25 protein-coding genes are annotated in these 22,704 nt (G+C 67.8%); 12 read left to right on the top strand and 13 right to left on the bottom strand.

What is annotated here, in order from left to right; translation table 11 throughout:
* The first annotated feature begins 72 nt into the window (after window positions 1-72).
* On the top strand, window positions 73-1,710 hold the full coding sequence (locus AB4Y98_RS08120) for an acyl-CoA dehydrogenase family protein (RefSeq protein ID WP_442244123.1): 1,638 nt from the start codon (window positions 73-75) through the stop codon (window positions 1,708-1,710).
* Window positions 1,711-1,881: 171 nt separating this feature from the next.
* Here the strand turns inward: AB4Y98_RS08120 and AB4Y98_RS08115 are convergent, their stop codons facing one another.
* From AB4Y98_RS08115 to AB4Y98_RS08105, 3 genes are all read right to left on the bottom strand, one after another.
* A complete protein-coding gene (locus AB4Y98_RS08115; RefSeq protein ID WP_025879171.1) occupies window positions 1,882-2,292 on the bottom strand; it encodes a hypothetical protein in 411 nt (136 codons plus the stop codon).
* A 149-nt stretch (window positions 2,293-2,441) separates the two neighbouring features.
* Complete coding sequence (locus tag AB4Y98_RS08110) at window positions 2,442-2,783, bottom strand: hypothetical protein (RefSeq protein ID WP_025879170.1); 342 nt, start codon at window positions 2,781-2,783, stop codon at window positions 2,442-2,444.
* A 124-nt stretch (window positions 2,784-2,907) separates the two neighbouring features.
* Window positions 2,908-4,083, bottom strand: coding sequence for a thiolase family protein (locus tag AB4Y98_RS08105; RefSeq protein ID WP_394198587.1), 1,176 nt, complete (start codon window positions 4,081-4,083; stop codon window positions 2,908-2,910).
* Window positions 4,084-4,264: 181 nt separating this feature from the next.
* Between AB4Y98_RS08105 and AB4Y98_RS08100 the strand changes: the two genes are divergently transcribed.
* Window positions 4,265-7,102, top strand: coding sequence for a S8 family serine peptidase (locus tag AB4Y98_RS08100; protein WP_442244122.1), 2,838 nt, complete (start codon window positions 4,265-4,267; stop codon window positions 7,100-7,102).
* An 82-nt stretch (window positions 7,103-7,184) separates the two neighbouring features.
* On the opposite strand, the gene AB4Y98_RS08095 is transcribed toward AB4Y98_RS08100, so the two are convergent.
* A complete protein-coding gene (locus tag AB4Y98_RS08095; RefSeq protein WP_312110677.1) occupies window positions 7,185-8,282 on the bottom strand; it encodes a Glu/Leu/Phe/Val dehydrogenase dimerization domain-containing protein in 1,098 nt (365 codons plus the stop codon).
* A 275-nt stretch (window positions 8,283-8,557) separates the two neighbouring features.
* Here AB4Y98_RS08095 and AB4Y98_RS08090 point away from each other — a divergent pair, with 275 nt between their 5' ends.
* Complete coding sequence (locus tag AB4Y98_RS08090) at window positions 8,558-9,637, top strand: HDOD domain-containing protein (protein WP_442244121.1); 1,080 nt, start codon at window positions 8,558-8,560, stop codon at window positions 9,635-9,637.
* 3 nt (window positions 9,638-9,640) lie between these two features.
* Here AB4Y98_RS08090 and AB4Y98_RS08085 read toward each other — a convergent pair whose 3' ends face one another.
* The 3 genes from AB4Y98_RS08085 to AB4Y98_RS08075 form a co-directional block, all read right to left on the bottom strand.
* Window positions 9,641-11,209, bottom strand: a complete 1,569-nt coding sequence (locus AB4Y98_RS08085; protein ID WP_312110079.1) for a phospholipase D family protein — start codon at window positions 11,207-11,209, stop codon at window positions 9,641-9,643.
* A 104-nt stretch (window positions 11,210-11,313) separates the two neighbouring features.
* Window positions 11,314-12,012: an RNA pseudouridine synthase gene (locus tag AB4Y98_RS08080; protein WP_025879164.1), complete on the bottom strand. Its 699-nt coding sequence runs from the start codon at window positions 12,010-12,012 to the stop codon at window positions 11,314-11,316.
* Window positions 12,013-12,058: 46 nt separating this feature from the next.
* A complete protein-coding gene (locus AB4Y98_RS08075) occupies window positions 12,059-12,559 on the bottom strand; it encodes a M48 metallopeptidase family protein (RefSeq protein ID WP_442244120.1) in 501 nt (166 codons plus the stop codon).
* A gap of 61 nt (window positions 12,560-12,620) precedes the next feature.
* On the opposite strand from AB4Y98_RS08075, the gene AB4Y98_RS08070 reads away from it, so the two are divergent.
* Together AB4Y98_RS08070 and AB4Y98_RS08065 are read left to right on the top strand one after the other, a co-directional pair.
* Window positions 12,621-13,178, top strand: coding sequence for a DUF2058 domain-containing protein (locus AB4Y98_RS08070; RefSeq protein WP_312787298.1), 558 nt, complete (start codon window positions 12,621-12,623; stop codon window positions 13,176-13,178).
* Window positions 13,179-13,337: 159 nt separating this feature from the next.
* Window positions 13,338-13,604 (top strand): DksA/TraR family C4-type zinc finger protein, encoded by a 267-nt coding sequence (locus tag AB4Y98_RS08065; protein ID WP_025879161.1) that lies wholly within the window; start codon window positions 13,338-13,340, stop codon window positions 13,602-13,604.
* A 640-nt stretch (window positions 13,605-14,244) separates the two neighbouring features.
* Here the strand turns inward: AB4Y98_RS08065 and AB4Y98_RS08060 are convergent.
* On the bottom strand, window positions 14,245-14,838 hold the full coding sequence (locus tag AB4Y98_RS08060) for a mechanosensitive ion channel family protein (protein WP_025879067.1): 594 nt from the start codon (window positions 14,836-14,838) through the stop codon (window positions 14,245-14,247).
* Window positions 14,839-14,872: 34 nt separating this feature from the next.
* Window positions 14,873-15,052, bottom strand: coding sequence for a hypothetical protein (locus tag AB4Y98_RS08055; protein WP_312788176.1), 180 nt, complete (start codon window positions 15,050-15,052; stop codon window positions 14,873-14,875).
* 126 nt (window positions 15,053-15,178) lie between these two features.
* On the opposite strand from AB4Y98_RS08055, the gene AB4Y98_RS08050 reads away from it, so the two are divergent.
* Genes AB4Y98_RS08050 through AB4Y98_RS08040 form a run of 3 tightly spaced genes read left to right on the top strand, consistent with a single transcriptional unit; the run spans window position 15,179 to window position 17,167 of the window.
* Window positions 15,179-15,757, top strand: coding sequence for an RNA polymerase sigma factor (locus AB4Y98_RS08050; RefSeq protein ID WP_191078812.1), 579 nt, complete (start codon window positions 15,179-15,181; stop codon window positions 15,755-15,757).
* Entirely contained in the window at window positions 15,754-16,278 is a 525-nt protein-coding gene (locus tag AB4Y98_RS08045) for a hypothetical protein (RefSeq protein WP_442244119.1), read from the top strand. Before AB4Y98_RS08050 ends, AB4Y98_RS08045 begins: the two co-directional genes overlap by 4 nt.
* A 10-nt stretch (window positions 16,279-16,288) precedes the next feature.
* Window positions 16,289-17,167: a DUF4097 family beta strand repeat-containing protein gene (locus AB4Y98_RS08040; RefSeq protein WP_442244118.1), complete on the top strand. Its 879-nt coding sequence runs from the start codon at window positions 16,289-16,291 to the stop codon at window positions 17,165-17,167.
* Between the two features lie 49 nt (window positions 17,168-17,216).
* Here AB4Y98_RS08040 and AB4Y98_RS08035 read toward each other — a convergent pair whose 3' ends face one another.
* The 3 genes from AB4Y98_RS08035 to AB4Y98_RS08025 all read right to left on the bottom strand — a co-directional run bounded on the left by AB4Y98_RS08035 (window position 17,217) and on the right by AB4Y98_RS08025 (window position 19,296).
* Complete coding sequence (locus AB4Y98_RS08035; protein WP_025879072.1) at window positions 17,217-17,399, bottom strand: hypothetical protein; 183 nt, start codon at window positions 17,397-17,399, stop codon at window positions 17,217-17,219.
* An 11-nt stretch (window positions 17,400-17,410) separates the two neighbouring features.
* Window positions 17,411-17,704 (bottom strand): YkgJ family cysteine cluster protein, encoded by a 294-nt coding sequence (locus tag AB4Y98_RS08030; protein ID WP_051501656.1) that lies wholly within the window; start codon window positions 17,702-17,704, stop codon window positions 17,411-17,413.
* 230 nt (window positions 17,705-17,934) lie between these two features.
* On the bottom strand, window positions 17,935-19,296 hold the full coding sequence (locus tag AB4Y98_RS08025) for an Hsp70 family protein (RefSeq protein ID WP_164281247.1): 1,362 nt from the start codon (window positions 19,294-19,296) through the stop codon (window positions 17,935-17,937).
* A 178-nt stretch (window positions 19,297-19,474) separates the two neighbouring features.
* Between AB4Y98_RS08025 and AB4Y98_RS08020 the strand changes: the two genes are divergently transcribed.
* Window positions 19,475-19,810 carry a zinc ribbon domain-containing protein YjdM gene (locus AB4Y98_RS08020; RefSeq protein ID WP_312786374.1) on the top strand — a complete coding sequence of 112 codons (336 nt, stop codon included), beginning with the start codon at window positions 19,475-19,477 and terminating at the stop codon, window positions 19,808-19,810.
* Window positions 19,811-19,817: 7 nt separating this feature from the next.
* Here the strand turns inward: AB4Y98_RS08020 and AB4Y98_RS08015 are convergent, their stop codons facing one another.
* The gene (locus AB4Y98_RS08015; protein WP_442244117.1) at window positions 19,818-20,975 is read right to left on the bottom strand and encodes a transglutaminase domain-containing protein; all 1,158 of its coding nucleotides are present in this window, start codon (window positions 20,973-20,975) and stop codon (window positions 19,818-19,820) included.
* Between the two features lie 229 nt (window positions 20,976-21,204).
* Here AB4Y98_RS08015 and AB4Y98_RS08010 point away from each other — a divergent pair, with 229 nt between their 5' ends.
* From AB4Y98_RS08010 to AB4Y98_RS08000, 3 genes are read left to right on the top strand one after another with little or no spacing between them, the layout of a single operon-like run.
* Window positions 21,205-21,807 (top strand): HD domain-containing protein, encoded by a 603-nt coding sequence (locus AB4Y98_RS08010; RefSeq protein WP_442244116.1) that lies wholly within the window; start codon window positions 21,205-21,207, stop codon window positions 21,805-21,807.
* Window positions 21,808-21,856: 49 nt separating this feature from the next.
* On the top strand, window positions 21,857-22,036 hold the full coding sequence (locus tag AB4Y98_RS08005; protein WP_099844378.1) for an oxidoreductase-like domain-containing protein: 180 nt from the start codon (window positions 21,857-21,859) through the stop codon (window positions 22,034-22,036).
* Entirely contained in the window at window positions 22,033-22,650 is a 618-nt protein-coding gene (locus tag AB4Y98_RS08000) for a DUF998 domain-containing protein (RefSeq protein ID WP_312111563.1), read from the top strand. Before AB4Y98_RS08005 ends, AB4Y98_RS08000 begins: the two co-directional genes overlap by 4 nt.
* Window positions 22,651-22,704 lie beyond the last annotated feature (54 nt).

Here is a 22,704-nt window from a genome sequence, read left to right as displayed (position 1 = left end):
GCCTGAACGCGGGGTTGCCGGGCGATACGGCACAATCGGACCGCACACCTCTTGCCGGCGGGGAAAGAACCGATGAGTGGACCGAGCTTCAACAGCAGCGCCCCCTACGAAACCCATGTGGTGCTCAACCAGCCGCCGCCGTTCGCCGGCCGGCAGCTGTGGACCGACGACATCGCATTGATGGAGGCCGTGCAGCGCGAGGGCGCGGCGGCGTTCGCACCGCGGTTGGCGGCGTACGGAGGACTGGCCGGCGACGCGCTGTACCGGCTGGGCTTCGATGCCAACCGCGATCGCCCACGCCTGCGCACCCATGATGCGCAGGGACATCGCATCGACACCGTGGAGTTCCATCCGTCGTATCACCAGTTGATGCAGACGGCGAAGGAGCATGGCGTTGCCGGGCTGTCCTGGCACGAGCCGCAGCCCGGCGCGCATGTCGCGCGCGCTACGCTGAGCTACCTGCACCACCAGGCCGAGGCCGGCACCAGCTGCCCGTTGACCATGACCCATGCCGCGGTAGCCGTGCTGCGCGGGCAGCCGCATCTGGCCGAGTGGTCGCGCAAGGCCGCCGCACCGGTATACGACCCGCGCGATGTGCCAGTGGCCGACAAGGCCGGCATCACCCTGGGCATGGGCATGACCGAGAAGCAGGGCGGTTCGGATGTGCGCGCCAACACCACCCGCGCCGAACCCATCGACGGCGAGCGCTATCGGCTGATCGGCCACAAATGGTTTTTCTCCGCACCGATGTGCGATGGCTTCCTGGTACTTGCGCAGGCGCCGGCCGGATTGACCTGCCTGTTGATGCCACGGCGCCTGGCTGATGGCGATCGCAATGCATTCCGCCTGATGCGCTTGAAGGACAAGCTGGGCGACTGGGCCAACGCCTCCAGCGAAGTGGAGTTCTGTGGCGCACAGGCCTGGCGTGTGGGCGAGGAGGGACGCGGGGTGGCCACCATCATCGGCATGGTGATGATGACCCGGCTGGACTGCATGCTGGGCGCTGCGGCGGAAATGCGCATGGCGCTGGCGCAGGCGCTGCATCACGCGCGGCATCGACGCACCTTTGGAAAGCCACTGATGGACCATCCGCTGATGGCCAACGTGCTGGCCGATCTGGCGCTGGAATCGGAAGCGGCCACGGTGCTGGCGATGCGCATCGCGCGCGCGGTCGATCGCGCTGGCAGCGATCCGGCCGAGGCCGCGCTCGCGCGGCTGGGTACGGCCTTGGGCAAGTACTGGATATGCAAGCGCGCACCTGCGTTCGTCAACGAAGCGCAGGAATGCCTGGGCGGTGCCGGCTACGTGGAGGAATCGATGTTGCCGCGGCTGTACCGGCAGGCACCGTTGAATTCGATCTGGGAAGGCAGCGGCAACATCCAGTGCCTGGATGTGCTGCGCGCGCTGGCGCGCGAGCCGGAGGTGCTGGCGGCGCTGCACGGTGAACTGGAGGCGGTGGCCGATCGTGATGCGCGTTATGCGTCGGCACTGCAGGAGTGGCGCGATGCGGCGGCGCCGCAGGAGGCACAGGCACGGGTGTTCTGCGAACGCACTGCCTTGCTGCTGCAGGCGGCGCTGTTGCTGCGCGCGCGCAGTCCGATGGCCGAAGCGTTCATCCGCAGCCGGTTGCACGGCGAGCATGGGTTGGCGTTCGGCACGCTGCCGGCGGGGTTGGATGTGGCGGCGATGCTGGCACGCGCGCTGCCGTAGGTGACGGCCAACGGCGAAGCCCCTCATGGTGGGCGGCGCAGGAGCGCGGCCTTGGACGGTTTCCGTGCGCGCCCAGCACGGAATCAACAGAAGAAGCGAAAAGCAGAAAAGCCGCGGCGATGCCGCGGCTTTTCCGGTAGCGCCGGGCCATGCCCGACGAAAGCGAAGGCCTTAGTGCTTGGCTTCTTCCTTGGCGGCAGTGGCCTTGGCGTCGTCGGCCACATCGCGGGCCTTGTCGGCAACCTTCTGCGCGGCATCGGCCGTGGCGTCGCTGGCGTGGGCGGCGGCATCGGTGGCTGCAACCTTGGCCTTGTCGGCGGCGGTGGCGGTCGCGGCTGCGGCGCTGTCCAACGCCTGCTGGGTATCGGCAGCAGCCTGTTCAGAGGCGGCAGCGGTCTTGTCGGCAGCGTCGCGGGTGGCGGCAGCGGCCTTGTCGACGGCATCGCGTGCGGCGACACCGGCGCTGTCGGCAGCCTGCGCGGCATCCTGCTTGGCCTGTTCGGCTTCCGGGCCCTTGCAGGCAGCCAGTGCGAGCAGCAGGGAGGCGGCCAGCAGGGTAGTGGTCAGCGGACGGATCTTCATGGCGGTCTCCGGTACTGCAATGGATGGGGACGCCAGCCTATTCATACCGTTGTGAAGACCTGGTGGTGACCTGCGCACGGAACTGCGCGCAAAGAAAAAGCCGCTGGCGAACCAGCGGCTTCTTCAGAACAGCTTGAAGAAAGAAGTTATTACTTCTTGGCTTCTTCAGCAGCGTCCTTGGCCTGCTCAGCGGTAGCTTCGGCAGCCTTGGCGGCGTCCTTGGCTTCGCCAGCAGCGGCGTCGGTGGCAGCGCCAGCAGCCTGGGCAGCGGCGTCGACCGAAGCGTCAGCAGCGGTGGCGGCGGTGTCAGCGGCCTGCTGGGCAGCGTCGGCGGTCTGGGCGCCAGCAGCGGCGGCCTGGTCGGCAGCAGCCTGGGCTTCGGTGGCGGCCTGGTTGGCCGAAGCAGCGGCGTCCTGGGCAGCTTCCTGCTTCGAGCAGGCGGCCAGGGCCAGAGCCAGGGACATCGCGACCAGCAGCTTGTTGATGCTCATTGTGTAAATCCTCGTCGTTAGAATTAGGCAACGCGCATGCTGCGCGCCGACAACATGATGACAAGCCAAGATTGGGTGTCAAGCGATCCCGCATTCATTTTTGCGAAATAGACGTTAAATCCTTTCAGATCAACTCGATGGCGATAGCCGTCGCTTCGCCGCCGCCGATGCACAGGGTGGCAATGCCGCGCTTGCCGCCGCGCGTGCGCAATGCGTTGACCAAGGTGACCACCAGGCGTGCGCCGGAGGCGCCGATCGGATGGCCCAGCGCGCAGGCACCGCCATTCACGTTGAGCTTGTCGTGCGGGATGCCCAGTTCGCGCATCGGTGCCATCGCCACCACGGCGAAGGCCTCGTTGATTTCGAACAGATCGACCTGGTCCAGCGACCAGCCGGTCTTCGCCAGCAGGGTGTGGATGGCACCGATCGGGGCGGTGGTGAACCACTCCGGCTCCTGCGAATGGGTGGCATGGCCGACGATGCGCGCCAGCGGCTGCAGGCCGCGTGCGGCAGCATCTTCTTCGGTCAGCAGGACCACGGCGGCGGCGCCATCGGAAATGCTGGAGGAACTGGCGGCGGTCACGCTGCCGTCCTTCTTGAACGCCGGGCGCAGGGTCGGGATCTTGGCAATGTCCGAACGGCCGGGCTGTTCGTCGCTGGCGACCTCGACCTCACCCTTGCGGGTGGCGACCTTCACCGCAACGATCTCGTCGGCGAAGGCGCCGTTGGCCTGGGCTGCCTGTGCGCGCTTGACCGATTCGATGGAGTAGGCGTCCTGCTCTTCGCGGGTGAACTGGTACTTGTCCACGGCGCATTCGGCGAATTCACCCATGGCCTTGCCGTCATAGGCATTGACCAGGCCGTCATGGGCCATGTGGTCCACGGCCTGGAAGTTGCCGAAACGGTTGCCGGTGCGCGAGTTGGGCAGCAGGTGCGGGGCGTTGGACATCGATTCCATGCCGCCGGCGACCACGACCTTGGCCGAACCGGCCTTGATCAGGTCATGGCCGAGCATGATGGCCTTCATGCCCGAACCGCAGACCTTGTTGAGGGTGGTGGCGCCGACCGACAGCGGAATACCGGCGGCGATCGCTGCCTGGCGGGCAGGGGCCTGGCCGAGATTGGCCGGCAGCACGCAGCCCATCAGGACTTCGGAGACCTCGCTGGCAGGCACGCCCGACTGTTCCAACGCGGCGGCGATGGCGGCCGCGCCGAGGGTCGGGGTCGGAACGCCGTTGAACTGGCCGAGGAAGGAGCCGATGGCGGTGCGCTTGGCGGCGGCGATGACGATGTTGGACATGGCAATCTCGTTGATGCGTGAGCAATGTTCGGAAAGGAGACGACGGGCGTTGGAAGCGCCGCCGTTTCCCGGCAGACTGCGTGGGGGTCGGCCCAGTATAGAGGGTCGGCGAAGACTGCCGTTGGGCAGTACTGGATGCCTGCCCGGATGGCGGCAGGCCAACGTTCATGGGAAGGAAACGATGGAACGTAAGACGATGGGAAGGTCGGTCCTGGCATCGGCGCTGGCGGTGGCGCTGTCGGCGTGTGGCGGTGGAGGGGGCGGCAGCAACGTGCGCATCGACCCGCCCCCGACCACGCCTCCGGTCACGCCCCCGGTCACCCCGCCTCCCGCGTCCAAGCCGCTGGAACCGGCTGTGGATGCGCATCTGGCACAGACCAACGCGCGTGCCGCACAGGTCACTGGCGCGACCGGCCGCGGCGTGCGCATCGGCATCGTCGATTCGGGCGTGCTGCGCAATGCCGAGGCGCTGAACGGGCGGGTGGTGGCCAACCTCAACTACATCGACCCGAGCCGCAACAATCTCAACGTCGATGACGTGCTTGGCCATGGCACGGCGGTAGCCAGCCTGGCCGCCGGCGCATCGGTGGGTGTCTGGCCCGGGGGCATCGCTCCGGGTGCGGAGATCGTCTCGGCGCGCATCATTTCCGACACCGCGCCCAAGGACGACGGCAGCGGCAAGGGCAATTCCTTCAGCGGCACGTTGGGCGTGGCCGGGGTCCACCAGGACCTGATCAACTACGGCGTGAAGGTGATGAACAATTCCTGGGGCGGCCTGTACTGGACCGACCTCGGCACCACCGCGCAGGTCGCGGGCGAATATCGCCCCTTCATCATCAATCACGGTGGCCTGGTGGTTTTCGCTGCAGGCAACGAAGGGCGCGACCAGCCTAGCAGCGTGGCCGCGCTGCCCAGCCAGCGTGGCTTCGGCGGATCGCTGCCGGCAGCGGATCTGGAAAAAGGCTGGCTGGTAGCTACTGCGATCGATCCGAACAAGCCCGGTGAACGTGCGCCGTGGGCCAATGCCTGTGGCGACGCCGCGCGCTATTGCCTGACCGCTCCCGGCAGCGCGGTGTTTCCGGAGCCGGGTACCGGCAAGTACCTGTGGAACTACGGTACGTCCTTCGCCGCGCCACTGATCTCCGGTGCTGCGGCGCTGGTCTGGCAGCGCTATCCCTACTTCGACAACGACCTGGTGCGGCAGACCCTGCTCGGCACCGCCACCGACATCGGTGCGCCGGGCGTCGATCCCATCTACGGCTACGGCATGCTCAACGTCGGCAAGGCGGTGAACGGGCCCGGCCGCTTCGACTGGGGCGATGTCACGGTCAATGTCGACGCGGCCTCTTCGGGCTCGATCTGGAGCAACGACATCGCCGGCACTGGCGGCCTGATCAAGCGCGGCGATGGCCGGCTGGAGCTGAGCGGCAACAACAGTTACAGCGGTGCGACCCGCATTGAGCGCGGCACCCTGGCCCTGCGCAGTGGCGCCGTGATCCGTTCCAACGTGAGCGTCTCCGGTTCCGGCGGGGCCTCGATGGCCGGCCTGCAGTTCATGCCCGGTACGCCGCGGGTGATCGGCAACGTCGACAACGGCGCCAGCGTGGTGCTGGTCAACGCCAACACCACCGCGACCATCGAAGGCAATTACAGCCAGCGGCCGGATGCGCAGCTGATCGTCGCACTGGGTGTCAACGCGCTGCAGGTGACCGGCACCGCACGCCTGGCCGGTGGCGTCGTGGTCGATGGCATCGTGTCCGGCTACGTGCCGCAGGTCGGCAGCCGCCAGGGCCTGGTCCATGCCAACGGCGGTATCAACGGCACGTTCACCACGCCGGTGGCCAACACCGGCGCCAACGGCCTGACCCTGCTGCAGGCGCAGTACGGCTATGGCAGCAACGACGCGTGGATGGACCTGACCCAGGTCAACGTTTCGGCAGCCGCATCGGGCCTGGGTGCCAATGCACAGGCATCGGCACTGCGGGTGCAGTCGGCATTCACCGCGCTGGACCGCAATGTGGATCTGCAGGGCTCGGCGTTCGGCGTGGCCGCAGGCGCGCTGCAGCGTACGTCTGGCGGAACCGATGGCCTGTCGGCGAGCCTGGAGAGCCTGTCCGGACAAGCGCATGCGCGCGCTGAAGCGTCGACCTTCGACAGCGTGGACATGTCGCGCCGCGCGGTTGCCGAGCGCTTCGACCGCGTGCAGGCTGCGCCGAAGCTGCGTGGCGCCTGGCAGAGCGCGCTGGGCGAAGCCGGGCAGGGCAGCTTTGCCGGCAACGCCGCCGACAGCCAGGGCTGGATGGCCGGCCAGGACCTGGCACTGGGCAGCAACGGCCTGCTGGGCATGGCCTTTGGCGAAACCCGCAGCAACGGCGGCAGCAACTTCAGTGGCGATCGTGGGCGTGACCGCCAGACGCAGGCGCAGTTGTATGCCGGCTGGAACCTTGGGCGTGGCTATGCGCTGGCCCAGTTCGGCACCGGCCAGTTCACCCGTGAGCTGGACCGACAGTTGCTGCTGGGCGCCGCTGCCTACGGTGTGTCCGCGCGCTACGGCGGGCGTTTCAGCAGTGCCAGCGTCGAAGGCGGCTACCGTTTCGGGCGCATCGGTGCGTCGTTGACCCCGTACCTGGGGGCCAGCAGCACCCGCCTGGATACCGATGGCTTCAGTGAGCAGGGCGGCTTCGGTTTCGGCCTTCGCGGTGAGGCATCACGTGCACAGCGCAGCCAGATGCTGGCGGGCCTGCGGGGTGAACGGCAGTGGGGGCGCTGGATGCTGCGCGGCCATGCCGAATGGCAGCAACGGCTGGACGGCGGTGAGCAGGCCTGGCAGGCAAGTTTCGTCGGCGTTGATGCCTGGGCGCCGTTGGCCGGTGTTGACGCACCGCGTGGCAGTGCCTTGTTCGGCCTGGCGCTGGAATCGTGGTGGGGCCGCAATGGCCGCCTGAGCCTGGGTATCGACCAGCGCGTGGGTGGCGATGATGCACGTCAGGCGGCGCTGCGCTACAGCACCGGCTTCTGATCATGGCGCCGGGCTTGCCCGGCGCGTTCATCCGGCGGTGCCGACCCACGGTCGGCACGCGTCCGGTTGCCGGGGGTGGCGCTCAGCCGCCGCGCAGATTGCCCAGGCGCGGTGTGCTGCGGCCCAGCGGCATCTTCAGCTTGCCGATCGACAGGATGCGCGCTTCTGCGATCCGGTCAGCCGCGCGCTGCGGGGCGATGTTCTCGCGCTGCGACAGCTCGAAGATGCGCGTCAGGTTGTGGTAGATGCTGCGGATCAGCCGCATCGCGCGCTCGCGGTTGTAACCGTCGATTTCCAGCGACACGTTCATCACGCCACCGGCGTTGACCGCGTAGTCCGGCGCATACAGGATGCCGCGCGCATGCAGCTCGTCGCCGATCTCCAGGCTGGACAGCTGGTTGTTGGCGGTGCCACAGATGATCTTCGCCTTGATCCGCGGCAGCGTGTCGGCGTTGATCGCGCCTTCCAGCGCGCACGGCGCGAACACGTCGGCGTTCACTTCGTGGATCTCGTCCGGCTTGACTGCCTCGGCGCCGAAATCGTTGACCGCACGGTCCACCAGCGCGCTGTCCAGATCGGTCACGTACAGCTTGGCGCCACGGTCGCGCAGCAGCTTCACCAGTTCCATGCCGATATGGCCCAGGCCCTGCACCGCGATACTGGTCTTGCCCACTTCCTCATGGCCGAACTTGAAGCGCATCGAGGCCATCAGCGCCTGCAGCGCGCCATAGGCGGTGAACGGGGCCGGATCTCCCGAGCCGCCATGGACCTGGTGCACGCCGGTGACGAACTGGCTCTCCAGGTAGATGTTCTCCATGTCGTTGACGTCGGTGCCGACGTCCTCGGCCGTGATGTAGCGACCGCCCAGCGAATCGACATAGCGGCCGAACGCGCGGAACAGCACTTCGGTCTTGTCGGCCTTGGGGTCGCCGATGATCACCGCCTTGCCGCCACCGACATTGAGACCGGCCAGCGCATTCTTGTAGGTCATCGTGCGGCTCAGCCGCAGCACATCGGCCAGCGCATCGTCGGTGCTGGCGTAGGGGCGCATGCGCACCCCGCCCAGGGCGGGGCCCAGGGTGGTGTTGTGGATGGCGATGATCGCCCGCAGGCCGGCATCCTGGTTGTGGCAGAACACCACCTGTTCGTGGCCGGTGGTTGCGAGGGTTTCGAATAGCATGGGGTCTCCGATGGCGCGATCTGCGGTGAACTGCGGCGAACTGCCAATGAACGGTAGGGTCCGAAAACAAAAAAAGCGACGTCGTCGGTACAGGGGGACGGGTCGCGCGGCGCCATTCTAGTCCATTCGCCCGGGATATGCCGTCGACGCCGGAGGGGTCCGGGTTAAAGAAGATGAAAGTGCGGCCGATGCTGCGACGACGGCAGGTGGCCGGATGTGATGAAGGTGCAGGGGCAGGCCGTGGCAGCAGCAGGACAACGACAGGGTGGGCGGCGATGACCGCAGCGTGGTGGCGATCCGTGCTCCGTTGGCTGTCGCAGCTGACCGGGCAGGCCCCGGCACGTCTGGCCGCAGCCCCCCGCCAGGCCGTGGCCGCTGCGGCGGCCAGTCTGCAAGGTGACGCCTTGCCGGCGGCCGAGGTCGCCGCTCACCTGCAGCGCGGACTGCACGCGCTGGCCCTGTATCCGCGCTTGGCAGGCGAACCGGCGGCGGTCAGCGCATCGGGTCTGGCCGAAGCGGTGGACCGTGCACTGCGGGACCGCGACTGGGCCACCCGGCAGCTGCCGCGACGGCCGCAACTGCTGCCGCAGCTGATCCAGACGGTCAATGACGACGTTGCGTCTGCGCGGGTGATGGCCTCCATCATCGGCCAGGATCCGGTGCTGACCGGCAATCTGCTGCGGATTGCCAACAGCCCGGTCTACAAGGTGCACGAGCGGCCTGTGGAAAGCCTGCAGCGGGCGGTGACCCTGGTCGGCACCGAAGGTGTGCGGCAGATCATCAGCGCAGTGCTGGTGCAGCCGGTGATGCAGGTGCAGTGCGAGGTGTTCCCGCAGTTCAGTTCGATCATCTGGGAGCACGCTCTGCTGGCGTCGCGCGCGGCCGCCGACCACGCCCGCACGGTCACCTTCGGCGATGCCTTCGCTGCGCAATGGCTGGGCCTGGTGCAGGGCCTGGGTGCGGCGCTGGTCATGCGTCAACTGCTGCAGGAAGCACAGGCGCGTGGCGAAGAGGTGGAGCCGGCGCTGGCCCTGCAGTTGCTGCAGCAGTGGTCACTACCGCTGGCACAGCGGGTGGCTGCCGCCTGGGAACTGCCCGAACCGGTGCATCAGGCGCTGGCACCTGACGCTGATGGTCCGCTGGCCGACAGCCTGCGCCTGGCCAGCGCCGCCGCGGCGGCCAGTCTGCTGTGCCGGCACGGGCATGCCAGCCAGGGCCGCATGCTGGCCTTGCTGGAACAGTTGCCGGCAGCGCCGCCGCACGCGCTGCGCTGGATCTGGCGGCGCCTGCATGGGCGCAATGTGGAAACCCTGGACGAAAGCCTGCACGGCGATGGCGAGGGGGCCGCCCCCTGATCGTTACAGCTGGGATTCCAGCGGCAACCAGCTGATCACCCGTGCCGTCCAGCGTTTGCCGAGACTGCTGCCGGGCTCGGCATCGACCCAGTGCGGCGGCGGCTCGCGCTGCAACCAGCGCAGTTCGTCATCAGCGCCCAGTGCCAGCCACCAGCTGTGTTCCGGGCTGGCCAGGCGCAGGTATTCCGAGCGCAGCTGTGCGCCCAGCACTGGGTCGTCGAACAGCACGCCCATCTCGGTGTTGAGATAGGCCGAACGCGGATCGAGGTTGAACGATCCGACGAACCCGCGCCGGTCGTCGACCAGCAATGCCTTGGTGTGCAGGCTGGCGCCGCTGCTGCCGAACAGGCTGCCGTCACCGGCCTGGCCGTTCGCCTTCAGTTCGTACAGCTGCACGCCGGCCTTCAGCAGCGGCACCCGGTAGCCCATGTAGCCACCGTGCACGGCAGCCACATCGTTGGCCGCCAGCGAGTTGGTCACCACGCCTACCTGGGCGCCACGGCCGGCCATCGCCGAAAGTCCGTCCAGCCCTTCGCTGCCGGGGACGAAGTACGGCGAGATCAACAGTGCCTTGTAGCGCGTCGACTGCAGCTGCCGGACCAGTTCGGTGACCAGCCAGTCGTCGTGCGCATCGCCGTGGTGCTTCATCGGTGGATCGGACACGATCCGTACCTGCCTGCTCCAGTGCAGCGGCTCCGGGCTGGCACGCTGGCGCTGGCGCGACTCGGCCACGCGCTGCAGGTACGGTTGGGCCTGCGCATGCAGCGCGTCCAGATCGGACTGGCGCACCAGCTGGCGCAGCTGTGCATCGGTATAGGTCGCCAGCGCCGAGATCGGAATCGCCGCGTCGCTGTTCCAGTAGTCGTCGAAGATCTGGTTGGCCTGCTGCACGGCCGGGCCGGCCACCACGAGGTCCAGGTCCTGGAAATTCACGTCGCTGCGCGCGCTGAAGTATTCCTCGCCGATGTTGCGGCCACCCACGATCGCGATGCGTCCGTCGGCGATCCAGCTCTTGTTGTGCATGCGGTGGTTCACGCTGAAGGCGCGTTGCACCAGCTCCAGCGTGCGGGCGATGCCGCTGCGGTTGCGGAACGGGTTGTACAGGCGAAGCTCGATGTTGGGATGCGCATCGAGCGCCATCATCAGCGCATCCTTGTCCTTGGCATTCATGTCATCAAGCAGGATGCGCACGCGCACGCCACGTTCGGCAGCGTCGTACAGCGCCTTGGCCATCAAGTGGCCGATCAGGTCGTCGTGCCAGATGTAGTACTGCAGGTCCAGGCTGCGGCCGGCGTGCTCGGTGATCATCGCGCGGGCAGCGAACGCATCCATGCCATCGCTGAGGAAGGCCACGCCCGACTGCCCGGGATGGGCGGCCTGCAGGGGCATCATCTGCCGATCAATGGGCGTCTGCGAAGGTTGCAGTGGCAGTACCTGCGATGCTTCGCCGCGCGCCTGCGGGGCCAGGTGGTCGGCCAGCAGCAGGCCGGACAGGACCAGCAGAAGCAGTGCGGCGATGATGATCGCGGCGACGCGCARCAGGCGTCGCCATAGGGGTTTGCGCAGACTCATGACGCCGATGGTAGATCCACGTCACGCCTGGAGGTAGATCCACGCCATGCGTGGATGACCTGTCACCGGTAGATCCACGCCATGCGTGGATGAAGCGCCGTGGCTCAGAACCGCTCGTCGCTGCCCAGATAGCGCCACTGGCCCACGGCCAGCGGGCCCAGCGCCACCCGGCCGATGCGCAGGCGGCGTACGGCCACGACCTGCAGGCCGGCAGCCGTCACCGCAGTCCTCAGGCCCTTCGCGGTCAGTCCCTTGCCTGCAAAACGCAGGCGCTGCTCGCTCTGCCAGCTGACCTTCGGGCCGCCTGCTTCATGCTGCAGCCGGGCCATCAGCCACGGGCCACGTTCCGGGCCGCCTTCAGCCACTTCGACCAGGTACTCCTGTTCGGTGCGGCCCAGGTTGCGCTGCAGGTGCGCGAGCACCGCCGGATCCTGGCTGACCACCACCAGCCCGTTGTCGTCGGCCGGCAGCGAGGATGCCAGCTGCAGGCCGTGGAAGTGCCGCTGCAGCGGGCGGATGTCACTGGCATCCAGTTCGCTGCGGGTCTCGGTGCGGATCAGCGCGCACAGGGCATCGGCCGGCACGCCAGCCGGTTTGTGCAGCAGCATGCTGGCGCGCTCTGCCTTGCTGTCGCTGGCCTGCTCGGCCACCACGATGCTGGCGCTCTCGTCCACCGGGCGCTGCGGCTGTTCCACCACTTCGCCATCGACGCTGACCCAGCCGCCCTCGATATAGCGCCGCGCTTCACCACGCGGGATGCCGAGCAGGGCGGACAGGCGTTTGTCGAGTCGGGTCGGTTCCATGGCGAAAGGTCGGGCAGGGGGCGCGCAGTGTAGCCGCTACGCCGGCTCAGCGCTGGCCGCGGTTGGCCAGCTCGGTCAGGTACAGGCGGGTATCGAACTCCAGCTGCAAGTAATCCGGCTCCATGTGCTGGCACAGCTGGTAGAAGGCCTTGTTGTGGTCGGCCTCCTTCAGATGGGCCAGCTCGTGCACCACGATCATGCGCAGGAAGGCGGCTGGCGCCTGCCGGAACACGGTGGCGATGCGGATCTCGCGGCTGGCCTTGAGCCGGCCGCCGTGTACACGGGAAATGGCGGTGTGGGTGCCCAGGGCATGCTTGATGACCTCCAGCGTGTTGTCGTAGCAGACCTTGTTGAGCGGCACCGACTTGCGCAGGTAGCGGTCCTTCATGTCCAGGGTGTAGTCGTACAGCTGGCGGTCGCTGCGCACCTCATGCGGGTCGGGGTAGCGCTGCTGCAGCCAGGGGCCGAGCTTGCCCTGCGCCAGCAGATCGCTGACCTGGGCGACCAGGGGTTCGGGGTAGCCGGTGAGGTACTTCAGGACAGCCATGCAGGGGCGTCGGCGCGTCGGTAGAATGGGGCATCCAGATTACACGCGGTACGTATCGACCATGGCAAAGCCCAACGCGCTGCAGGAACAATTGCTCAAGGCCGGCCTGGCCAAGAAGTCGCAGGCCAGTGCCGCCGCGCGTGAACAGGCCAAGGCCCGCCAGGGCAAGGCCGAGTCGACGTCGGCAGAGGTCCAGCGTGAAGCTGAACGCGCGCGGGCCGAGAAGATCGAGCGTGACCGTGCGCTGGCTGCCGAGCGCAACGCGCAGGCCAAGCAGGCTGAGCGTAAGGCGCAGGCCAGGCAGATCATCAGCGCCCACGCCGTGCCGCACAAAGGCGAGGACGAGTACCGCTTCAGCGATGGCGCGGTGATCCGCACCCTGTTGATCGATACCAAGCTGCGCAAGGCGTTGTCGGTGGGCGTGCTGGTCATCGTGGCCCATGGCGACAGCTACGCGGTGCTGCCGCGCGCGGCAGCGGAGAAGGTGCGCGAGCGCGCCCCGGAGGCCATCGTCGTCGACCATGGCACGCCCGGCTCCAGCGCCGAGATCTCCACCGGCAACGCCGAGGACGACGCCTACTACGCACAGTTCCAGGTCCCCGACGACCTGGTCTGGTAAGAAAAAGGGGGACGGAGGGGGTTACGTCGTTTCTGCCACAAACGACGTAATCCCCTCCGTCCCCTTCTCTGCTCAGGTTGCTGAAGCGCTGCGGACGCAGATGCCTTTTCCGTGGGTGTATTGTCCCCATATCAGGCGACACACCTGCGGAGGATGGCCATGGCTACCGGTTGGGCCGGAGATGGCGCGGTCCAGGACCAGATCGACGCCACCGTCGACGATGCGATTGCCCGCGCGCGGCGCCAGCTGCGCCAGGGTCCGGGTCTGGAACACTGTGAAGAATGCGACGCGCCGATTCCCTTGGCGCGGCGTCAGGCGGTGCCCGGCGTACGGCTGTGCGTGAACTGTCAGCAGGCGCACGACGAAGAGGAACAGGCGCAGAGTGGCTACAACCGCCGGGGCAGCAAGGACAGCCAACTGCGATAAGGATGGTCGGCAGGGCTGCGCCCTGCACCCGCGGTAGTGCCGGCCGCTGGCCGGCAACCTTAAGAGCAATAGCAACAGCAACAGCGGCATTCCGTGGGATGGCGTGGTGGGCCCGGTTGCGGGAGACGCCGTAAACCCCGCTCCGCGGTCCGGCCCAGCCGCTGGCGGCTGTGCGTTCGGGCGCTTGCGAAGCAGTGCTTCGCAAGCAAAGCGCCCTCATCCTTGGGGGCTCGATGGCGCCATACATGGCGCCAACGGTCCTGCAACCCCACACCACCCCGCCTCTGACAGTTTCCAGGTGTCTGTTGGATCCACGCCATGCGTGGATGAATTCCGATGGAAATCGAATATTTCGATATTGGATCGAAGAGCATCCACGCATGGCGTGGATCGACGTGTCGACCAAGGTCGACACCTACCAACAGCAGCCGGGAATTGTCGAAGGCGGGGCACTGTGGGTTTGCGGGGTGTGAGCGGCATGGATGCCGCGACCAAGCCCCCAGGGATGGGTTCACGGCGTCCCCGCACACCCACAGTGCCCCGCCATCCCACGGAATGCCGGCTTTTGACGTTGACGTTGACGTTGCCTTGGTTTGAAGGCCTCTGCGGGTGCAGGGCGCAGCCCTGCCGAACAATCCCCTCAGCCGTCGCCCTGGATGCCGCCGGGCGCCTGCGTCGGATCGCGCCAGCGCCGCACCGTGCGCTGGAAAAACAGGTTGTTCGGCAGCTGCAGCACCGTGCCCTCGTGGCCGTTGCCGGTTTCCTGCAGCGTGGTGTAGATCAGGTTCACGTCGATTACCCGGCCCTTCAGCCCGGGCTTTTCGCCGTTCTCCAGCACTTCGATGTAGTCATGCAGGCGGAACGGCCGCGTGGTGAAGATCAGCAGCGTGCAGAAGATGTTGGACAGCACGCTCCAGGCCGCGAAGAACGCCACCGCACCCACCGCAGCGAAACCGGTGAAGGCCGTCCACAGCACCGAGGGCGATGCGCCGAGCAGGCTGAGGATGTACAGCACCGCGCTGAAATAGACCACGAAGCTGGTGATCCGGCGCGCGCCCATCACCATTTCCGGCGGCAGCGTGTAGTGGTCGGCGAAGCGGCGGATCAGGCGCCGCGCCAGCACCCGCAGCAGCCAGGCGGCGAGCAGGGTGATCAGGATCTGCAGGGCGATCCCGATGTCATGCAGCCAGGGGTGGGTCCAGGCGGGCAGGTGGTCCTTCAGCGACAACATCATGGGGCGACAACGTGTGACGAAACGGGGCTTGATGTTACCCGGCGCGTGTCGACGTTTCGACCGCCTGTGCCCAGGCAAGGCAGACGAGGTCCCGTTTGTGCTGCTGCAGGCAGGCGCGGCCGCTCTCGGCACGCCAGTGCAGGGAAACGCCGAACGCCTGCAGCAGCATGCAGGCCACGATCGCCAGCAGGGCGGCGCAGGAAGGACTGGACATGGGAGGCTCCTGGCCGGGCAGGCCTGCGGGGGACCTGTGATGGATGCAGCCAGGCGCGAAAAGGTTGCAAGCGGAAAGCGTGTCGGCAGATCTAAACCTTTTTCCGGCTGGCCGCATCCAACGGATATGCTCGACACCACCATGCCCGCGCCGCCTGCCGCCACCGACGCCGTCGACGAAACCGCCTTGGTGCGTGCGGCGGCGGCCGGCGATACCGCTGCCTACGAACTGCTGTATCGGCGGCATTCGCCGCGGGTGTTTGCCTCGTTGTGGCGCCTGTGTGGCGGGCAGCAGGCACGCGCCGAGGATGCACTGCAGGAGGCCTTCCTGCAGGCATGGAAGGCACTGCCGGGCTTCCGTTTCGAGAGCAGCCTGTCGACCTGGCTGCATCGGTTGGGAGTGAACGCCGCGCTGATGGAACTGCGCGGTCGTGCCGCCGGGCATGACCACGACAGCCTGGACGACGTTGACGGTGGCATACCGGAGATGGCGGTGCATGATGGCTGCGCCGGCACCGAACGCGACCTGGAGCGCGCGTTGGCGACCCTGCCGCCGCGCGCGCGTGCGGTACTGGTGCTGCACGATATCGAAGGCTGGAAACACCATGAAATCGCCGGCCAGCTGCAGATGGCGGTCGGCAGTTCCAAAGCACAGCTGCATCGCGCGCGTGGCCTGCTGCGCGCGCGCCTGGGAGACATGACATGACTACGCACGACCCCGATCACGATCTGCTGGCGCGCCTGCGCGCCCTTCCCGCGGAACGCAGCGCACCGGCTGATGGCTGGGAACGCCTGTCGGCGCGGTTGCCACCCCGCGAACCGGTTGCCGTGCAGGCGCCGGTGGACAACGTGGTGGCCTTGCCACTGCGCACCCGTCGCCGCTGGTGGCTGCCGGTTGGCGCGGCGTTGGCGGCCAGCCTCGCGCTCTACGCGGTGGCGCCGTGGCGGCATGCACCCGAGGCGCTGCCTGCACCCAATGGCCTGCAGCTGCAGGCCGATGCGATGACCGAACAGTACCGGCAGGCCGTGGCGTCGCTGCCTGATGGCACTGCGCCGGAGTGGCAGCCCGCGCTGCATGAACTGGATCGCAGCGCGGAACAGATCCGCGCCGCGATGGTGCAGGACCCGCGTGCGCCGCACCTGCTTGGACAGCTCAAGCGGACCTATGCGCTGCGGCTCGAACTGACCCGGCAGGCGGCCCAGGCCGCTTCCGGTCTGACAACCTGAGGAGACCCCGATGCGAACCCTTCCCCTTCTCTGCGCGGCCCTGCTGCTGGTGCCCGCCATGGCGCTGGCCGATACGCGCGTCGATGAACGCCACAATGTTGCGGCAGGCGGCCRCATCGAACTGAGCAACGTCGCTGGCAAGGTGACTGTACGCGGCTGGGACCGCAATGACGTGCAGCTCACCGGCACGCTCAGCGACGGCTTGCAGCTGCGCCAGGAAAAGAGTGCCAACCGGGTGCGCTGGGAAATCGAGTATCCGCGACGCGGCAACAATGGCGGCGCCACCTTGACCCTCAACGTGCCGCGCTCGGTCGAGCTGCTGCTGAGCACGGTCAGTGCCGACCAGGACATCAGTGGCGTTGATGTGCGACGCCTGCAGGCCGACACCGTCAGTGGCAATCTTGCCGCCGCTGGTCGTAGCGGCGACAGCGTGCTCAACACGGTCAGCGGCAATGTCACTGCACGGTTGCAGACCCCGCGGCTGGACGTGAACACGGTCAGCGGCCGGATCGAGGCCGGTGGCGGAGTTTCCGGCGAGATCGGGGCGCAGACGGTGTCCGGCCGGGTCGGCGTCGATGCCGGTCGCATCCAGCGCCTGGTGGTGGAGACGGTATCCGGCGGCATTGACCTGTCGGCGACCGCATTGGCGCCGGGCGGGCGCATCAACGTGGAGTCGGTCAGCGCATCGGTCAGCCTGCGCCTGCCGCGCACGGTGTCGGCGCAGCTGTCGGTGAACAGCTTCAGCGGGTCGATCAACAGTGACGCCGGCAAGGTCGAACGGCCGCGCTATGGGCCGGGCAGCAGCCTGGATGCCCGCCTGGGCAGCGGCGATGGCGATATCCGCGTGCAGTCGCACTCGGGCAGCGTGCAGGTGCGCCTGGACCGCTGAGCGCGGCCCGGCAGGCCGCGGCGGCAGCGCCGCCGCGGTCGGGGGAGGGTCAGCTGGCTTTCTTCAGCGCCCAGGTGGTACCGAGAACTTCAATCTTGCCACCGCTCTTGCGGAACGCGGCCAGGTCGGAGGCGATCGAGTCGCTGTTGACCACGGTGCTGGCGGATGCGCCCTTGCGTTCGCTGCGGATGCTGTTGCTGGCCTTCGCGGGGGTCTTTGCCTTGCGGGGCATGGTTGCTCCTGTCAGGTGGAAGGGGAGGAAAGCGCGCAGGATTCAGCCTGGCGCAGGTAGTCCTGCCGCTCGCGGCGGCAGTCATCGCCGCCCATCGAAAACTGGCGGCAGATCGCCGGGCGCTGCGAATAGATCGTGCAGCGCAGGTGATACGGATCGATCGCCGCGCACCAGCCTTCCTCGTTGCGCGCCATCACGGCACGGCCGTGTGCGTCGCGCGACAGGAACTGGCCGGGCACGTGGTCGCCGGGCTGCAGCAGGACCGGCAACCGGCAACAGACCGCGTCACAACGGCGGCAGTCGATGGGTGCTGGTTCAGCGTCAGGTTGTACGGCCACAGGGGCCTGGCGGGTGCCCAAAGCGGGTCTCGATGGCGGCTCGGGTAGTACGCGGACCATGATCGAGCCAGAAGGCATGGTCGCCAGACCCGCTGGGCGGGGCAGGCTGCACCATGGGTACACACACCGGCGAGGCCAGCGGAAGGTGCAGCGGTTTTCTAGCCGGCCAAGGGTAGCTCAGACCGCGTAACGTTTTGTTAATCCCGGCTGGCTGCCGCCAGCGCGAGGCCCTGGACGACCCCCAGCGAGGGCTCGCCGTGCACCATCCGGGCGCCCGGGAACGCCTCGGCAGCCGCCTGTCGCAGGTAGCCGGCGCGGGACATGCCACCGGTCAGGAACACCGCGTCAGGGTCGCCGCCGATGTCGCTGCGGACCTGGGCCAGCAGTTCACGGATCTGGCTCAGATAGCCATGGGCGGCGGCGGCCAGGCCGTCGGCGCTGTTGTCCACGTGCAGGTCGCGGGCGATGTAATCCAGCGTGCTGCGGTGTTCGCTGGCACCGCTGAGGGCGATCTTGGCGCGCTCGACATCGCGGTACAGGCGGGCGGTGTTGCCGGTGTCCTGCAGCGCCTGCAGGCGCGCGCCCCACGGCGCGTCGACGTTGTCGTAGTTGTGCTGGCGGAACTCGCGCTGGCGGGTCATGTCCTGCACGGTGGCCGCTTCCACGTAGTGGTGGGTGGGCACGCGGGTGATGCCGCGGCCGAACAGCGGCATGTAGCCGGACAGGCTCAGGGCCAGGTCGATATCGGTGCCGCCGCGGGCAATACCCCAGGCACGGTGGATGCGCGGGGCCTGGCTGCCGCCCACTTCGGCGTGGGCGATATCGGTGGTGCCGCCGCCGATATCGACGATCACCGCCTGATGGCGATCGCGGCTTTCAGCGTGGTAATGCATTGCTGCGGCGGCAGGCTCTTCGAGGAAATCGATGTGGTCGAAACCAGCCTGGCCGGCTGCTTCGCGCAGGATGTCCAAGGCCTGGTCGTTGCCGGCCTCGCCGATCGAGCTGCGGAACTGCACCGGGCGGCCGAGCAGGGCGCTGCGCAGCGGCTGGCCGAGCTGGGCGCTGGCGGTCAAGCGGATGTGTTCGAGGATGTGCGCGGCAATGCCGGTGATGGTCTGCCGCGCGCGTGGGTGCAGGTTGTAGCCGAGCATGGACTTCGGGCTCTGCACGAGGTTGCCTTCGTGCTCCTCGAAATACGCTTCCAGCGCGTCGTCGCCATAGACGGCGTTCTGCAGCAGGTCGCTGGCGCTGCGTTCCTTTCCGGCGCGAGCCTCCATCCATTCCCGGCGCAGGGCGCGCAGTGCCTCGCGGCGCAGGGCCTGTGGCGTGCGCTCCTGGCCAGCGGCGCGGGCCGCGCGAGCGGCGCTGTCGATCAGCTGCTGCAGTTCGTGTTCCTGCCCGGCGTCGAGCTGGAAATCGTCCGGGTCGGGCACCACGCCGGGGAAGTACACGCTGGTGCGGAACTGTTCGGCCTCGCCGAAGCGGATCGGCAGCAGCGTCCCATCACGCACGATGGCGGCGGCGGAGTTGCTGGTACCGAAGTCGATGCCGAGGCGCATGGGGAGGTCCGGGGACGATCAGGGGCCGCGCACTCTGCTGGAGTTTGCCGCGCGCTGCAAGTTCCGGTGCCTGCCTCGGGCGGGGTGGGCGAAGCCGCGCCCGGATCGTCGCCGGAAAATGAACGAAAAGGCCGGGCGGTTACAATGGCCGCTGTTGATTCATTTTGAGGTACTTGCAATGTCTTCTGTTCCCGCCTGCCCGCAGTGCACCCTGGAAAACACCTATGCCGATGGCGCGCTGTGGATCTGCGCCGACTGCGGCTTCGAGTGGACGGCCGAAGAAGCTACCGGTTCGACCCTGGTCGTGCGTGACAGCAACGGCAATACCCTGCAGACCGGCGATACCGTCACCGTGATCAAGGACCTGAAGGTCAAGGGCTCCTCAATCCCACTCAAGCAGGGTACGGTGATCCGCAACATCCGCCTGGTCGAAGACGATGCCGAGCACATCGAGGGCAACTCGGACAAGATCAAGGGGCTGGTGCTGAAGACCTGCTTCCTCAAGAAGGCCTGATCGCGCCTCAGCGCTTGGCCTGCTGCGCTCGCCAGCGGGCCAGGCTGTCCAGCTTGGCCTGGTAGCGGGCCTGCTGCGTTGAACCGCCCAGTTCCTGCGCCCGCAGCAGTTCGCGGTCCGCACGCTGCAGCCGGCCCGTCAGGAAATACACCCGCGCCAGGCCGAAGTGGAACTGGTGCGCGGTGTCGTACAGGCGCACCGCCCGCCGGTAGTACGTGATCGCCTTGTCCAGGTCGCCAGCGCGTTCGGCCTGGGCACCCTGCATGTACTGCGCGAACGGATCCTCGCGCTGCACCGACTGCAGCTTCTTCTGCATGGCCTGCGCCTGCGCGGTCATGCCCAGCTTGCGATAGAGCGCACTGGCGTTGTTCAGCGCTGCACTCTGGCGTCCGTCCAATCGCAATGCCGTGTCCAGCGCAGTGCGGGCCGCCTGGTCATCGCCCAGGCGGTTGTCGAGCACACCGATGTTGTTCCACGTCGGGGCGAACCCGGCGTCCTGCGCCAGCGCCGCATCGAAGAAGGCGCGCGCCCCGCGCAGGTCGCCATCGGCCAGCTGCTCCGCACCCCGGTTGTTGTAGTAGTGCGCCAGCGCCCGTTCGCGGCCGATGGGTTGCGGCCCGTGGCGGTCGTACAGCACGTTGCGGTCCAGGTCGACCGTACCGTAGCGGCCACCGACATCCACGCCAGCGTTGACGTGCCCGACGTTGTAGACCACGCCCTGGTCCTGGTCCTGGTACCACGACACCACCTGGCCGACTTCCTGCACCCGCGCCTGGATGCCGGCCTCACGGGCCAGGGTGACAAACAGCAGGGTGAAGGCGAGGCAGTTGGCACGCTGGTGCTGCCAGATCTCGCTGATGGTGTAGGTCGCATCGGCGTCGTACTGCAGGTCCATGCCGTGCTGGCTGAAGATCATTTCCACCAGCGCCTGCAGGCGCTGGTCACGCGAGTAGCTGCGGCTGATCACCTGCTTCTGCAGCATCTCGCGCATCGCCGGCGGGATCGCGAGCACCTGTTCGGGTGTCGGCACGCTGGCGGCGGTGACCTTTACGGTGGAGATGGTCGGAATGGCCGGCGCGGCAGCGGGCGCATCCTGTGCGCACAGGGCGGGGGTGCCGAGCGCGAGCAGTGGCAGGAGAAAGCATCGGGCGGCAAGACGGCGCATGACGGTTTCCGGCAGCGGCGGGCGCTCCCGCCTGCGGCCAGTGTAGACCCACGCGTGGCGGTCCGCATCCACCGGCAGCCGACGCTGCGCTTCGTCCACAGCCGATGTGGACCAGCACGCGACAAACCTGTGGACAACTGCCCCGCGCCCTTGCCCAGCGCGGGATGTGAGTGGCTGGTGAAAAAACAGCCAGCTTGCCCGGCGATGCCAAGGGCGGGATCATCCCCGCATGGACTTCGCCCCGCTGACTCTCGCTCCCGCGCACTGGCAGGCTCTGCAGGATGCCTATGCGACGCCACCGCGCGCCTATCACCACTTCGGCCATGTGCGCGCGGTGCTGCAGCATTGCCAGGAGGTGGCTGCAGGTCCGGGCTGGCAGCAGCCGGCCGAGGTCTATCTGGCAGTGCTGTACCACGATGCGATCTACCAGGCTGGCCGCAAGGACAACGAGGCCAGGTCGGCCGCGCTGGCACTGCAGGCGATCGCGGACTGGCCCGAGCTGGCATCGGTCGATGCCGGCCGGGTCGAGCAGTTGATCCTGCTCACCGCCCGCCATGGCGAGCTGGGCCCGGCCGATGTCGATGCCGAAGCTGCGCTGTTCCTCGACTGCGACATGGCGATCCTGGCGGCACCCGAGCAGGTGTTTGCCGCGTATGACCGCGGCGTGGCCGAAGAGTACAAAGGCGTAGTGCCGGGCTTTCTGTATCGCGCCGGACGCCGCCGCTTCCTGCAGGGGCTGCTGCGCGCGCCGCGGATCTTCCTCAGCGACTTTTTCGACCAGCGCCTTGATGCGGCCGCGCGGTCCAACCTGCGCCGCCAGCTGGGCGCCTGAGCGCGCCGCTACACTATCCACCTGCCATTGCGTGGTGTTGTTTGCAGCCGTGACCGTCTCCGATACTCCTGCCGATCCCCGTCCGCTGCCGCCGGAAGAACCCGGCCCCAACGAATGCTGCGGCAGTGGCTGCCCGTTGTGCGTACTCGACCTGTACACAGAGGAGCTGCAGCGTTACCGCAAGGCGCTGGCTGAGTGGCAGGCACGGCATCCGGACGCTGGCCCATGACGCGGGCCCGTCCGGCCGCGGCGCTGGCGCTGGTTGCACTGCTGTTGTTCGTGGCGACCGCGTTGTGGACGCAGTTCGCGCGTGCCGATCTGGATTGGGTGAAGGCCACCCTGAGCCTGTACCTGCATGGGCCGTGGGGCCTGGCGCTACGCACCGCTTATTGCCTGCTGGCTCTGGCCATCGCCGTGCTCGGCATCGCGTTGTATCGGCACAGCGTGGGGCCGCGGCGCAGCGCAGCGGCACCGCTGTTGTTCTGCGTGGCCGCCGTTGGCCTGGCCACCGTCGCCATCGGTGACAGCTGGCTGCCTGCGGCAACGCCGTTGCTGGCGCCGTTGATCCACGGCCTGGCCGCCAATACCGCCTTCCTGTGCGCCAGCGTCGGCATGCTGTTGCAGGCCTGGTACCTGCGCCGCGAGCCGGGCTGGCGAGGCAGTGCGGCGCTGTTGTGGGCCTGGGCATGGCTGGCCTTCGTGCTGCTGTGGATGCACGTGCTGTGGCGCGGTGGCCCACCGCGTGGGCTGGGGCAGAAACTGGTGATCGCGGTGATCGTCGGCTGGCTGCTGTGGCTGGCGCTGGCGCTGTATCGCCGCGGGCGTCCTGCCGGCACCCGCTGAATCAACCACCTGCCTGATTGCAGGCGGCCTGTACCGGTACGTGCCGTGCACGCA

Source organism: Stenotrophomonas sp. 2YAF26 (genome assembly GCF_052114625.1).
GTDB classification, from domain to species: Bacteria; Pseudomonadota; Gammaproteobacteria; order Xanthomonadales; family Xanthomonadaceae; genus Stenotrophomonas; species Stenotrophomonas indicatrix.
Note: the sequence above shows the minus strand (reverse complement) of the source record. Positions and strands in the feature narration are given on the sequence as shown.

Excerpts from the sequence above, each read along its gene's own strand:
- AB4Y98_RS08120 (WP_442244123.1), top strand. The coding sequence starts at position 73 with ATGAGTGGACCGAGCTTCAACAGCAGCGCCCCCTACGAAACCCATGTG.
- AB4Y98_RS08115 (WP_025879171.1), bottom strand. The coding sequence starts at position 2,292 with ATGAAGATCCGTCCGCTGACCACTACCCTGCTGGCCGCCTCCCTGCTG.
- AB4Y98_RS08110 (WP_025879170.1), bottom strand. The coding sequence starts at position 2,783 with ATGAGCATCAACAAGCTGCTGGTCGCGATGTCCCTGGCTCTGGCCCTG.
- AB4Y98_RS08105 (WP_394198587.1), bottom strand. The coding sequence starts at position 4,083 with ATGTCCAACATCGTCATCGCCGCCGCCAAGCGCACCGCCATCGGCTCC.
- AB4Y98_RS08100 (WP_442244122.1), top strand. The coding sequence starts at position 4,265 with ATGGAACGTAAGACGATGGGAAGGTCGGTCCTGGCATCGGCGCTGGCG.
- AB4Y98_RS08095 (WP_312110677.1), bottom strand. The coding sequence starts at position 8,282 with ATGCTATTCGAAACCCTCGCAACCACCGGCCACGAACAGGTGGTGTTC.
- AB4Y98_RS08090 (WP_442244121.1), top strand. The coding sequence starts at position 8,558 with ATGACCGCAGCGTGGTGGCGATCCGTGCTCCGTTGGCTGTCGCAGCTG.
- AB4Y98_RS08080 (WP_025879164.1), bottom strand. The coding sequence starts at position 12,012 with ATGGAACCGACCCGACTCGACAAACGCCTGTCCGCCCTGCTCGGCATC.
- AB4Y98_RS08075 (WP_442244120.1), bottom strand. The coding sequence starts at position 12,559 with ATGGCTGTCCTGAAGTACCTCACCGGCTACCCCGAACCCCTGGTCGCC.
- AB4Y98_RS08070 (WP_312787298.1), top strand. The coding sequence starts at position 12,621 with ATGGCAAAGCCCAACGCGCTGCAGGAACAATTGCTCAAGGCCGGCCTG.
- AB4Y98_RS08065 (WP_025879161.1), top strand. The coding sequence starts at position 13,338 with ATGGCTACCGGTTGGGCCGGAGATGGCGCGGTCCAGGACCAGATCGAC.
- AB4Y98_RS08060 (WP_025879067.1), bottom strand. The coding sequence starts at position 14,838 with ATGATGTTGTCGCTGAAGGACCACCTGCCCGCCTGGACCCACCCCTGG.
- AB4Y98_RS08055 (WP_312788176.1), bottom strand. The coding sequence starts at position 15,052 with ATGTCCAGTCCTTCCTGCGCCGCCCTGCTGGCGATCGTGGCCTGCATG.
- AB4Y98_RS08050 (WP_191078812.1), top strand. The coding sequence starts at position 15,179 with ATGCTCGACACCACCATGCCCGCGCCGCCTGCCGCCACCGACGCCGTC.
- AB4Y98_RS08045 (WP_442244119.1), top strand. The coding sequence starts at position 15,754 with ATGACTACGCACGACCCCGATCACGATCTGCTGGCGCGCCTGCGCGCC.
- AB4Y98_RS08035 (WP_025879072.1), bottom strand. The coding sequence starts at position 17,399 with ATGCCCCGCAAGGCAAAGACCCCCGCGAAGGCCAGCAACAGCATCCGC.
- AB4Y98_RS08025 (WP_164281247.1), bottom strand. The coding sequence starts at position 19,296 with ATGCGCCTCGGCATCGACTTCGGTACCAGCAACTCCGCCGCCGCCATC.
- AB4Y98_RS08020 (WP_312786374.1), top strand. The coding sequence starts at position 19,475 with ATGTCTTCTGTTCCCGCCTGCCCGCAGTGCACCCTGGAAAACACCTAT.
- AB4Y98_RS08015 (WP_442244117.1), bottom strand. The coding sequence starts at position 20,975 with ATGCGCCGTCTTGCCGCCCGATGCTTTCTCCTGCCACTGCTCGCGCTC.
- AB4Y98_RS08010 (WP_442244116.1), top strand. The coding sequence starts at position 21,205 with ATGGACTTCGCCCCGCTGACTCTCGCTCCCGCGCACTGGCAGGCTCTG.
- AB4Y98_RS08000 (WP_312111563.1), top strand. The coding sequence starts at position 22,033 with ATGACGCGGGCCCGTCCGGCCGCGGCGCTGGCGCTGGTTGCACTGCTG.